The organism is Paenibacillus sp. GYB003 (genome assembly GCF_036577625.1).
In the GTDB taxonomy this organism is placed as follows: Bacteria; Bacillota; Bacilli; order Paenibacillales; family NBRC-103111; genus Paenibacillus_AB.
Map to the genome: position 1 here is coordinate 15,610 of NZ_JARBDC010000014.1, position 12,716 is coordinate 28,325.

Genomic DNA, 12,716 nt, shown 5'->3' on the forward strand with positions numbered 1-12,716 from the left:
CCGGGGACGGGAAGGAAAGGCGGTGATCGCTTTCTAAGGCGGGATCAAACGCGGAAGGACTCAAGGACAGGCATCCGTACCATGTGTTACCATGCGAACCACTTCGAGGGAGGTCGTCGACAATGAGAAAAAGAAGCAAAGCATGGCTCGCCGGAGCGGCCGCGATGGCGCTGGCGGCTTCGCTTGCCGGCTGCGGCAAGGCCGGCGGAGCGAACTCGAACCCGTCCGAAGCGGCGGGCGGCGCGAATAAGCCGCAGATGGACATTTCCGTGACGACGATCACGTTCGGCGGAACGCCGAGCAACGATCTGGACGGCTACAAAGAGCTGAACAACAAGTTCAACGTCAAGATGAACGTGAATTACATTCCGGCCAACAACATCAACGAGAAGCTGAACGCGCTGCTCGCCTCCAAGGAACTGACGGACGTCATGTTCGTCGAATATTTGGAATCGACGCCGAGCTATTTGAACGCGGTTCAGCAGGGCGCATTTTGGGATTTGACGCCGTACGTCAAGCATTACCCGAACTTGTCCAAATATCCGGAAAGCGTCTGGGAAAACTTGAAGGTCGACGGCAAAATCATGTCGCTGCCGCGCGTCCGGCCGCTCGACGGGCATATGGCGATGTCGATTCGCCAGGACTGGCTCGACAAGCTCGGCCTGCAGGCGCCGAAGACGATGGATGAGCTGTATAACGTCATGGAGGCGTTTACGAAAAAAGACCCCGACGGCAACGGCAAGGCGGATACGTACGGCCTCGTCTTCGTCGGCGCCCCGACCGGCATCATGCCGATGTTCGGCTCCGGCAACAACTGGGCGCAGGACGCCGCGGGCAATTTGATCCCGGATTGGTGGACGCCGCAATTCCGCGACGGTCTCGCCTTTTTGAACAAAGCGTATCAGGCCGGGCTCCTATTGCCGGATTTCCCGGTGCTGAAAAGCACCCAACTGAAAGAAATGCTGCTGCAAAGCAAGGCGGGCATCGCCTTCAACAACATAATCGATTCGTACCTTTATTCGCTCGACCTGCAGAAGGTCGTTCCGCAAGGAAAGCTGACCGCCTACGAAGTCCCGGCGGCGGCCGACGGCAAGTCGCACTACACCCAGGCGCCGGGCTATTACGGCCAGCTGCTGATCAATAAGAAGGTCAGCGAAGAAAAGCTGAAAAAAATATTGGAAATTTACGACTATACGGCGACCAAGGAAGGCTTCAACCTGATCGCCTACGGCATCAAGGACAAAGATTACAAGGAAGCCGCCGACGGCTTCGTCACGCAAACGGACGAGGGCAAAAAGCTGTACGACAACTCCTCCTCCTGGCTGGCCGGCTATTTCAACAAATACGCGCGGGCGGAAACGTCGGGCATCCCGGCCGACATCCGGCAGTACAACTATAAGCTGGTCGACGCCATTTCGCAGAAGTCGAAGCCGGACCCGACGATCGGGCTTTCGCCGACGGCGCCGTATTTGGAGAAAGGCGCCGACTGGAACAAGAAGAAGCAGGACATGATGGTCAACGTCATAATCGGCAAAAATTCGCTGGCCGACTGGGATCAGTTCGTGAAGTCGTACCAGGAGGACGCGAGCTTCAAGAAGCACGTTCAGGATACGAACGACGGCTACAAAAAGAAGGCGAAGAAATAAGCCGATTCATTGACAGCGCATACAAAAGGTTCGTACAATGAATGGTGCGACAACGGGCGATGACGGGGGGAGCGGGCGTGAAGCGGGGATTCCGGAAAAAAATATGGCACGGCATGATCATATTCTCGCTCTTCGCCTCCATCCTCCCGATCGTCGCCGTCGGATACGGCAGCTATTATTTCTCCGCGTCGGCGATTCGGAGCGAGGTCGATCAGGCGAACGTCCGCATGCTGAGCAACGCGGCGTCCTCGATCGATACGACGCTGCAAAGAATTCAGAACAACGTCGTCCAAATGCTGCTCGGCTCGTTTTTCAACGACAACCTGACGGAGCAAAAAAAACAGGACTATGCGGGCTTTTACTCCAGCATGTACCAAAACTTGTCGGCTTTGCAAAACGCCAACAAAGAAATCCAAAACGCCATTTTATACGTCAAGGACGACGGCTATTTCATATCCCCGTCGACCGGCGGGCGGAAGGTGGAGTCGGAGTCGGACCGGAAAACGCTCGACGACGAGCTGGCTTCGGACGTATCGCTGAAATGGAGCGGCGCCTTGTATCCGTTTCTGGCATCGGACCCGTACGGCGTTACGCTCGTCAGCAAAGTGCCGCTGAACTCCGGATCGCCGGTCGGATTGCTGTTCGTCCATATCGACTACCGCCTGTTTCAGGACACGATGGGCCGGTTCGCCAGCTACGGCGGCGAACGGCTGTATATTTTGAACGCGGAAGGACAAACGGTATCGTTTTTCGGCGACGAGCGGGTGCCGGACGGCTTGTTTCGGGGCGGCGCGGACGGCGGCCCGGACGACCGGCGTTCCGTATTGTCGCTGAACGGCGATTCTTATCTCGTAACGCGCATAACGTCGGCATACAATCACTGGACGTACATGGATTTGATTCCGGTCAAGGAGCTGAACGCCAAGTCCAAAGGGATCGCCGTCATGACGCTGGCCATCGTCGCGACGTTTCTCGTGCTCGGCTTTTTGCTCGTTTTATGGGGAACGCGGCGCGCCTACCGGCCAATCCAACTGCTCCTCGCATTCGTGCGGGGAAACGGGCCGATCGAGCCGGAGCTCGACGAAGTCGGGTTCGTGCAAAAACGGTGGGCCGAACTGAACGACGCCACGCTCCAGCTCAACCGCAGGTTGAACGAGCAGCTTCCGATGCTTCGCGAATCGTTCGCGCTCCATCTGCTGCAAGGACAGTTCGCCCGTTATTCCGAGGAGCAGCTGCAGGCGCTGCTGCACAAGTACGGCTTGCCGGACGGCGGGGAGCACGACGTGCTGATCGTCGCCTGCGATCCGCCGCCCGGAGGGGACGGGCGTTTCCAGGAAAGCGACAAAGACCTGATCGCGTTCACGATGAAAAATATCGTCCAGCATATGCTGGAGGAGGACGGCCGGCGAGGCGTCGCGCTGAATCTGCTCGGCGATCGGACGGCCGTCTGGCTGTGGCGAGGCGCGGACGGTTCGGAGGAATGGCGCGCCGGGCTCAAGCCGTTCGCGGAGGCGGTTCGGGCGACGATCGCCGGCTATTTGAAGCTGCCGGTCACGGCGGGGCTGGGCGGCGGCGCCGACCGGCTGGGCGAGCTGCCGGAAGCGTACCGTAAGGCGCAAATCGCCCTGCAATCCCGGATCGTCTACGGCGGCAACCGGGTGATCCCGTATGCGGGCCATATGGCCGACGCGGATATTCGTTTCCGCTACCCGATCGAGACGGAGGCGCGGTTCGAGCAGGCGCTGCAGCTCGGCGACCGTGCCGAGGCCGAACGGGCGCTCGCCGATTTTTCCGCCGCCGTTCGCGATTCGTTCGTCCAATCGGAGCTGATGCGCTCGGCCTATTACCAGCTGCTGACGACATCGCTTCGCACCGCCTACATGCTCGGCATCCGGCCGGACGATTTGCTCGCGGGGGGCAAGACCGACCCGTATGCGGCGGTCGGCCGGCTGCGGACGGTGCAGGAGCTGGACGGCTGGTTCGCCGAAACGCTGATCCGGCCGATCGCCGATTTCGTGCAAGGCCGGCATCGTCGGGAGAACGAGCGGCTGATCGGCAAAGTCGTTCAGTTTATCGAGACGAATTACGGCTACGACCTGTCGCTCGATCAATGCGCGGAGCTTTGCGGCCTCAGTCCGCACTATTTGAGCCGGCTGTTCAAAAAGCAGGTGGGCGTATCGTTCATCGACTTTTTGACGAACTGCCGGGTGACGCGGGCGAAGGAGCTGCTGCGGAAAACGGAGCTGTCGGTGGCGGAAATCGCCGATCAAGTCGGATATCAGCCGAAACACTTTATTCGCGTGTTCAAGAAGGCGACCGAGCTGACCCCCGGTCAGTTTCGGGAGCTCCGCGACGCGTAGAAACGGCCCGAACTTGCGGGGCAAAAAAGGAGAGCGTGCGATGGCTGACATATCGAGAGTGTTGATTATCGGCTGGGACGGGGCGGGCAACTTCGCGCAAGCCGCCGATACGCCGAACCTGGACCGGCTCGTTCGAAGCGGGGTATCCGGCTTCGACGTACAGACGGCGATGCCGACGATCAGCGCGCAATGCTGGGGATCGCTGCTGCACGGCGTCGAACCGGACCGGCACGGCTTGACGAACGAAATCGCGAGCAGGGAGCTGTTTCGGGACGATTCGCCGTACCCGTCGATATTCCGGGCGGTGCGGGAAGCGGAGCCGGACGCCAAGCTGGCATCGTTCAGCGCCTGGTATCCGATCAATCACGGCATCGTCGAGGATTCGCTCGGCGTGCACAAAGTGTCGATGAAGGACCGAGATCTGGCGCTGGCCGCGGCCGATTACATCCGGGGCAACCCCGATGTAAGGCTGATGTTCGTCCAGTTCGACCTGCCCGACACGGCCGGTCACAAAAGCGGCTATAATACGCCCGAGCAGTACGAGGCGATCGGGGAAACCGACGGATATACGGGGTACATCCTGAAGGCCGTCGAGGAGACGGGGCTGCTTGCGGACAGCTTGATCATCGTCGTTTCCGACCACGGAGGCGGCGGCGTGAATCCGCGCGGACACGGAAGCGACCATCCGCTCGACCGCACGATATTTTGGGTGGCGGCCGGCCCCGGCATCGAGCCCGGCTCGACGCTGCCCGGCGGCGTGACGATCGCCGATACGGCCGCCGTCGCCGTCCGCGCGCTGGGCGTCGACGCGCCGTCTTCGTGGCAGGCGAAGCTGCCTGACGGCCTGTTCGGTTAAGACAAGCCCGGAAACTGCCAGCAATTGCCCCGAATAAACGGTCGAACCGGCGTAGATCCTATTTTTGTCCGAAAACGCATAGAACATTTTAAAATCTATAAGGAGCGTGCAAAATGGGAATCTTGGGCGGCAATCCGAAAGACGAGCCGTTGCATTACGGGGAAATTTACGATATATGGCAATTTTCGATGATGGCCAAAGGCTGCGTTTCCGCTTATCGGGCTTTCCAAAACCATGCCGGGGATTCGGATTTGAAAAACATCCTCGCCGACATGATCAACCAAGCGGAGCTTGAAGCAAGCGAATGCGACAAGCTGTTGAACGATAACGGCATCGTTCCGGCTCCCGGTTTGCCGGATCGTCCCGAAGCGAAGTGGGAAGACATCCCGGCCGGCGCCCGGTTCGCCGATCAGGAAATCGCGCCGAAAATCGCCAACGACGTGGCGATGGGACTGGTCGCCTGCAGTCAAGTGATGGGCAAGTCGATCCGCGAAGACGTCGGCGCCCTTTTTGCGAAATATCATGCGACGAAAGCGGCAATCGGTCTGAAAACGCTGCGGCTCAGCAAGGAAAAAGGCTGGCTCGTTCCGCCGCCCCTCCAGGTGAAACGTCCCGAGCTTGTCGAAGCTTGAGAGCAGCCCGGGGATTCGGTATCTTTTAACTCGCCTATGCAAATCAAGCCGCCCGCCGGGGCGGCTTTTTCCATGAACGCTGCCGGGACAGGACGCGGAAATGTTGGCAGCATACAAAGAACGCCGCCGGGTATGCTAATGGACGGCAACAAAATAATTTCATCAGGAGGGTTCGAGACGATGCAAAAGCAAAACATGACGAATCAAATCAACCAGTGCCAGCAAACGATCCAACAGCTGATGAACCAAACGCAGCAAGCGACCCAAATGTACCAACAGCTGCTGCAGCAGGAACAGCAAAACGCGGCTACGCTCGAAGAGCTGGCTCGCCGGGAGCAGCAGGCGTCGCAAATCATTCAGCAAGCGTTGCAAGGGCATCAAATCGCGATGCAGCACATGCAGCAGGTGTCGCAAGTATGCCAGCAATTGGAGCAGGCCATTCATGCGGAAGCGACGGCATTCCAGCCGCAGCAGTACGGCGCTTATACGACCGGAAACGCCTATCGGAATTATCAATAACGTTGGCATGAACAGTCTCGGCCCTTCCGCCCGGAAGGGCTTTTCTTAATGAGCGGATGGCGGCGTTGACGGCAATCATGCGCCGCCTGTATAATTATGGGAAACAAAAAAACGGAATCGCACTATTGAAAGCGCATACAATATTCTTCAAGCGTTTGGTTTTCCGGGAAGGAGAAAGCCGATGAACCGCAAGCTAATCAATTCCCCGGTCATGTTTGCGCTTGGCATGTTTGCGATGATGGTTCCGAGTCAAGCGTTCGGCGCGTTTTACAGCTATTATTATGTCGAGAAGCTCGGTCTCGGCGTCGGTTTGGCCACGCTTGCCCGCACGATTTATTTGATCTGGGACGCCGTCAACAATCCGCTGTTCGGCTATATGTCCGATCGGACGAGGACGCGCTGGGGACGGCGCAAGCCGTGGATATACGGGGCGATTCCGCTGTTTATGGCGGCCTTCGTCATCGTCTTCGCCGTTCCGAAAGGGCTTGCCGGCACGGGATTGTTCGTCTGGTTTCTCGTCGCGCTGCTCTTGTTCGAGGGCGTGGCCACGGTGCTGTGGGTCAATTACGGCGCGCTGTTCCCCGAGCTGTTCCGCGGCGACCGGGTACGCGCGAGAGCGTCGGCGGTGCAGCAGGCGTTCCAGATCGCCGCCATCCTCGTCGCCTCGGTATTGACGCCGGTTTTGTTCGCGGCGGTCGGTTTCGGGTATATGGCGCTCGTCTTTGCCGGCGTTTTCGCCGTCTGCATGCTGCTGTGCGTTCGGTCGGTGCGGGAAGACGAGCAGGCGCGCGCGGAAACGCCGCTGAAATTCGTCGACGCCTTTCGGGCGACGCTGAAAAACAAGCCGTTTTGGATATTCAACATCGCGAATTCGTTCGCCCAGACGGTGAACGGCCTGCTCAGCTCGATCATCCCCTTTTACGGCAAATACGTGCTTCGCATCGCCGAAGCGCAAGTTTCGATCCTTCTGGCTTCCGTTTTCGTCTCCGTCATTCCGCTCGTCGCGGTCTGGTACGCGATCGTCCGCAAGCTCGGAGGCGTGCGCGGCTGGCGGCTCTCCTTGGCGGTCTACGGATTGTCGGTCATCCCGCTCTGGTTCGCGGACAGCCTCGGCACGGGCATCGCCGCCGGCATTTGCGCGGGCTTCGGCCTGGCCGGCTTTCTCGTCACGCCCCCCGTCGTGACCGGCCACATTATCGATCGCGACTTGGCGGCGACCGGGCGCAGGCGCGAAGGCATCTATACCGCGGTCGGCGGGTTCATCACCCGTTCCAGCGGCCTTATATCCGCTTTGGCGTTCTGGGTCGTAGGCCTCGTTTTCGGCTATGAGAGCGGCGAAAATCCCGGTCCGGATCCGGAAAGCACGTTCCGTTATTTAATTTGCGTCGTCCCCCTTTGCTTGCTGGCGCTTTCGTTTCTGATCTCCCTCTTCTACAAACACGCGCAGAGCGGCGGAACGCGGTAGCCGCGCCGCGCATTAACGTCATGACCGGAGGTATCGATGGATAAATATTTGATATTGAATTGCGACGATTTCGGGCAGAGCCGGGCGGCGAACATGGCGATCATGCATTTGCTCGAGGCGGGAAAAGTATCGTCGGCGACGATTATGCCGCCTGCCCCGGCGTTCGCGGAGGCGGCCGATTGGGCAAGGCGCAGGCCGCAGCTGAACATCGGGCTGCATTTGACGCTGACGAGCGAGTTTTCCGGCTTGCGCTGGAAAAGCTTGACCGGCCGTCCGTCGCTGCACGACGAGAGCGGGCATATGCACCGGACCGTCGCCGATTTCGAACGATACGTATTGGCGAAGGACGTGCGGGCGGAAATCCGGGCGCAGTTTCATGCCGTCCGGAAAGCCGGGCTCCCGGTCGTTCACGTCGACAACCATATGGGCAGTCTGTACGGGCTCGCGACCGGCCGCAGCTTCCTGCCGTACGTCCTGCTGCAGTGCGCCCGGCGGGGAATGCCGTTTCGCATTTTTCGCCGCATTTACCCGAAGGACAAATTTTTGGCGTCGATTCCGGATGCGGAAAAGGCGCTGGCGCCCGTCGTGGCGCTCGCCGATACGCTCGGAGTCGGCATGCCGGATTACTTGCTGTCGCATCCGTATCCTATCGAGGAGGGCGAAACGTACGACAGCTTCAAGCGGTCGATCATCGCCAAGCTGTACGATTTGCCGGAAGGCGTCAGCGAGACGTACATTCACCCGGCCGAGCGCGATCCGCAGCTGGAGAAGCTGATTCCGTCGTGGAACAAGCGGGTGTGGGAATACAAGCTGATGCTCGACCCGGACTTCGACTATGCGCTGCGGGACGCGCGGGTGAAGCTGACGGATTATACGTACGTCCGGGATCATATGCGCAGGCCGCGGCTACGCGCGGCGGGAACGCTGCTCCGGCTGATGCTGGCGGCCGGGCGGCACGATTCCGGGCGCGAGGCGCATTGAGCCGGGCGGCCGGCGCGGCGGCGGAGCGTCCTATATCCGCAATACGCCGCCGAGATCGGCAAGCTGTCCCGTTAAACCGTTCCGACAAGCGGTCCTGCGCGCTGTTCGCGTTTAGGGCCGCTTCGGTTGAAACGCCCCTCGCGCAGCCTTTCGCTCATCCTATTGACGTCCGTCATAGAAACGTTTACAATATCCATAAGGTATATAATGGTATGACCATAGTATCACATGAAGATCACCCTTTTGACTCGTTGATTATTGGTATGACCATAGTACCTATTAGCGCGAAACCGGGTCGTCGCAATCGCAATAATAATAGCGCTTTCACGATAAGCCGCGAGGAGGTGATTGGGCTGCGGAAGCGATAACCGGCGGGAGCGGCAGCCGCAAGCCGTTCGTTTGAATCGCAATCATTCATCTTTTTACGGGAGGGTTTGCCTGATATGGGGAAAAAGTGGGGTCATCTGTCGCTGGCGAGCGCGATCGTCATGTCGCTGCTGGCGGCATGCGGCGGAAACGCGAACGGTCCGGACGACAAGGCGGGCGCCGGAAACGGGACGGAGAAGCAGCCGGAAAAGCCGAAGGAACCCGTCGAAATTTCGATTTTCCATTATAACGGAACGTGGGGGGAGGAGCAGAACAACAAAGTATTCGCGGAACCGATCACCAAGAAGTACCCGCATATCAAAGTCAAGGCGATCACTTACAAAGATCCGAAGCAGCTCGAAGAAATGGTCGTGTCCGGCAATATCCCCGATCTGATCATCACGACGCCGGGCCCCGGCTTCGAAACGACGATCCGCAAATTCGAAGGCCAAACCGACTTGACGCCGTTCATCAAGCAGTTCAACTACGATCTGGGCGCGCTGGACGAAGCGGCCGTCGGTTCCGTCCGCAGCCTGTCGACCAAAAACGAGCTGTACAGCCTCCCGGTTTACATGGCGCCTAACACGATCTATTACAACAAAACGGTGTTCGACAAATTCGGCGTCGCTTACCCGAAGGACGGCATGAACTGGGACGACATGTACGAGCTGGCCAAACGGCTGACGCGCAACGATAACGGGGTGCAGTATCGCGGATTTTTGGCATCGTACGTTCATTTGATGAGGCTGAACCAAGTATCGCAAAAGCTGTTCGACTCCACGGGGCAAAAAGTCGCCTTCGATACGAGCGAATTCAAAAATTATTTGAAAGACATTTTCCGCATTTTCGAGCTGCCGGGCTACGATATGGATAAAATCCCGCTCAGCTACAACCCTCTGTTTCTCAAAGACCAAACGGTTGCGATGATCGAGCCCGGCGGTACGTTGCTGGGCGAGGAATCGCTCGCCGCATTAGGGAACAATTGGGATTTCACCTCCTTCCCGTCGATGAAGGATAGGCCGGGAGTCGGCTCCCAGCCGTACCCGTTCATTATTTCCATGTTCAATACGAGCAAGCATAAAGAAGCGGCGTTTGAAGCGATGGCTTATTTGACCTCGGCCGAATACCAGACGGCGGCCACGAAGCAGGGCACGCTGCTGCCGGTGCTGAAAGACAAATCGATCGTCCGCCAATTCGGGCAGGATTCCGCGTTATACAAAGGGAAAAACGTCGGCGCACTGCTGCCGAAGCAGTTCGCGCCCGTTCCGAACGAGCCGTTTTCCGAATATACCGCGACCGCGCAAAACGAGCTGTACGGGATATACGTCAAAGTCGTACAGCAGAAAGCGGATATCAACACCGCCTTTCGCGAGGCGACCGAAGCGGCCAACAAAAAAATCGAGGAAATCAAGGCGGGCAAAAAGTAGCTTCGCATCGACCGCTTAAGCCCGGGGCGGCGGCACAGGATACCGGCGAATAATAAAAAACGGTCCGAAGCGCTTCGATTCGCGCCAGGGCCGTTTTTTCACGGGCAATGTATCGACCGCAGCCCCGCCGACTTCAGGGCCGCTGCGGCCGCCTTACAGGCGCTCGTTTACGGTGCGCTCCAGCTTTTGCAGCAGCAGCGGAAAGCGTGCGGTCAGCCGGTACAGCTCGTCGCGTCTCAGCGACAGCAAAACGCTCGACGTCAGCGCCACGATCGTCGCCGTTCTCGGAATGTTACGAAGCAGGGCGATTTCGCCGAAATGATCGCCGTCGTCCAGCACGGCGACCCGCTGCGGGCTTTGCAGGCCCGCCTCCTTGACGACCTCCACGACGCCGCGCGCGATGATGTACAGCTTGTCGCCCTCCTCGTTTTCCCGGATGACCGTTTGTCCCCGTTCGTACGTTTCGGTCACGAACAGCGGAGCGATCTGCTCCAGCTGCTCCTTGTCGATGTCGGCGAAAACCGGCAGCCGCGCCAACCGGGCCGCGTCGACCTTCGCCCGAAAGCCGTCCTCGGACAGCTGGAAGCCTTGCTGCTTGTCCCACATGGCGCGGTACAGGCCGTTTTTCTCCATCAGCTCCGCATGGATGCCCGTCTCGGCCACCTCCCCGTTCCGGAAGACGACGATACGGTCGGCCCGGACGACCGAAGACAGCCGGTGCGTGACCGATACGATCGTGCTTCGTCCCCGGTAGTTCCAGATGACGTCGTTCAGCTCGGCTTCCGTCGCCGGATCGAGCGCCGACGTCGCTTCGTCGAGAACGAGCAGCTCCGGATTGCGAACCAGCGCGCGCGCGATGGCGATCCGCTGCCGCTGTCCCCCGGACAAGCTGGAGCCGAAGCCGTCGATCGCCGTATCGTAGCCGTCCGGCATGCGCATCACCGTATCGTGGATGCGCGCCTCCCGCGCGGCCCGTTCGACGTCCGCATCGGTCGCATCGGGATTCGTCAACCGGATATTGTCCCGAATCGTGCCCTGAAACAGCAACGATTCTTGAAAGACGATTCCGGTCCGGCCGCGAAAATCGGCTTCGCCGGCCTGCCGCAGATCGGTGCCGTCCCACGTGACGGTCCCTCGGCCCGGATCGTAAAACCGGAGCAGCAGCTGCAGGGCGGTGCTTTTGCCGGAGCCGCTCGGACCGACGAACGCCGTGTAGCCTTTGGCCGGAATGTCGATCGACACGTCCCGCAGCGCCGCGGAACCCGGCGCATAGCCGAACGTCACGTTGTCCAGCCGGAGCCGTTCGTTCAGGCTGCGAAGCGGGACCGGGCCGGCCGGTTCCCGGACCGGCGTTTCGTAGTCGAGCACGTCGCGAATCCGCTTGAACGTCACCTCCGCCTCGAGAAGCGACGGAAGAAGCGCCGACAACGCATATACGTTGTGTCCGACGCCCGCCGCTATCGTATAAAACGCGATAAAGGAGCCGACGGTCCAGCCGTCCGCAAAAATCATATAGCCGCCGAGACCGATCAAAATGCCGTTCAGCAGCAGCATCGCCGACATCGGGACGCGCTGCAGCAGCGAAAACAGGAACGATACGCGAAGCCCCGATTCGTATAAAGCGCGAAGCTGCCGCTCCGCTTTGTCCATGAAGCGCCGCTGCAGGTGAAAGCCTTTGATGACGCTTTGGCCCTTCAAGCTTTCGTCGATCGTATTGAGGAAGCCGTCCTGCTCCTTGCGGTATTGCTCGGACGCCTTTTCCGCCGGGCGGCGAAGCAGGCTCGGACTCAAGAACAGCAGCGCGGAGCCCGCGATCATGGCGAGCGTCAGCCTCCATTCGAGCTGAATGAGCAGGACGAGGCCGATGATGACGGCAAAACCGCTCTTCAGCGCCGTCGGCAATGCGCCGGAGATGGCCCGGTCGATCAACGAGACGTCCGAGGACAATCGCGTCGTCAGCGCGCCCATATCGAACGTTCGATAAAAGTCCGGCCCCTGCCGCAGCATATGCCCGAACAATTGCGTTCTCAGCCGCAGCACCGATTTCTCGCCGATCTTGGCGAGCGAATAGTCGCCGGCGACCCCGGCGACGACGGACAACAGACCGCAGCCGACGAGCAGTGCGAACAGCAGCCCGAATACGGCCGCGTCTTTGGGCAGAAACGCGTAATCGATAAAATATTTCAAGCTTAAAGGCGCCGTCGCCGTATAGGCCGATTCGACCAGCAGTCCGGCCATGAACAGAACGAGCAAGGCTTTATGCGCCAAAACGTATCGGAGCATCGAACGCAGTGCGGTCAACGGGTCACGTCCTCGACAAAACAGGATAAACCTAGCATAGTCGATTAACGGGCATTCCGTAAACCCGCTGCGGCAAGGAAGTTTGCCGGAGCGATGCGGCGGACCGTTTTTTTCGGGGGCGAATGGGCATCCTACAATTGGAAAAAGCCGAATTTGAACCGAA

General features: G+C 59.4%; 9 protein-coding genes. 8 read left to right on the top strand and 1 reads right to left on the bottom strand.

Annotated elements, in window-relative coordinates:
- The first annotated feature begins 122 nt into the window (after positions 1–122).
- From PV407_RS08360 to PV407_RS08395, 8 genes are all read left to right on the top strand, one after another.
- Positions 123–1,646: an extracellular solute-binding protein gene (locus tag PV407_RS08360; protein WP_332089457.1), complete on the top strand. Its 1,524-nt coding sequence runs from the start codon at positions 123–125 to the stop codon at positions 1,644–1,646.
- Positions 1,647–1,687: 41 nt separating this feature from the next.
- Positions 1,688–4,006, top strand: coding sequence for a helix-turn-helix domain-containing protein (locus tag PV407_RS08365; RefSeq protein ID WP_332089458.1), 2,319 nt, complete (start codon positions 1,688–1,690; stop codon positions 4,004–4,006).
- A 40-nt stretch (positions 4,007–4,046) separates the two neighbouring features.
- A complete protein-coding gene (locus PV407_RS08370; RefSeq protein ID WP_332089459.1) occupies positions 4,047–4,862 on the top strand; it encodes an alkaline phosphatase family protein in 816 nt (271 codons plus the stop codon).
- A 113-nt stretch (positions 4,863–4,975) separates the two neighbouring features.
- The gene (locus PV407_RS08375) at positions 4,976–5,494 is read left to right on the top strand and encodes a DUF3231 family protein (protein ID WP_332089460.1); all 519 of its coding nucleotides are present in this window, start codon (positions 4,976–4,978) and stop codon (positions 5,492–5,494) included.
- Between the two features lie 180 nt (positions 5,495–5,674).
- Positions 5,675–6,013 (top strand): hypothetical protein, encoded by a 339-nt coding sequence (locus PV407_RS08380; RefSeq protein ID WP_332089461.1) that lies wholly within the window; start codon positions 5,675–5,677, stop codon positions 6,011–6,013.
- A 181-nt stretch (positions 6,014–6,194) separates the two neighbouring features.
- Positions 6,195–7,478, top strand: a complete 1,284-nt coding sequence (locus PV407_RS08385) for an MFS transporter (RefSeq protein WP_332089462.1) — start codon at positions 6,195–6,197, stop codon at positions 7,476–7,478.
- Between the two features lie 36 nt (positions 7,479–7,514).
- Positions 7,515–8,459: a polysaccharide deacetylase family protein gene (locus PV407_RS08390; RefSeq protein WP_332089463.1), complete on the top strand. Its 945-nt coding sequence runs from the start codon at positions 7,515–7,517 to the stop codon at positions 8,457–8,459.
- 443 nt (positions 8,460–8,902) lie between these two features.
- Complete coding sequence (locus PV407_RS08395; protein WP_332089464.1) at positions 8,903–10,252, top strand: ABC transporter substrate-binding protein; 1,350 nt, start codon at positions 8,903–8,905, stop codon at positions 10,250–10,252.
- A gap of 153 nt (positions 10,253–10,405) precedes the next feature.
- Here the strand turns inward: PV407_RS08395 and PV407_RS08400 are convergent, their stop codons facing one another.
- Positions 10,406–12,553: an ABC transporter transmembrane domain-containing protein gene (locus tag PV407_RS08400; RefSeq protein ID WP_332089465.1), complete on the bottom strand. Its 2,148-nt coding sequence runs from the start codon at positions 12,551–12,553 to the stop codon at positions 10,406–10,408.
- Between the last annotated feature and the right edge of the window lie 163 nt (positions 12,554–12,716).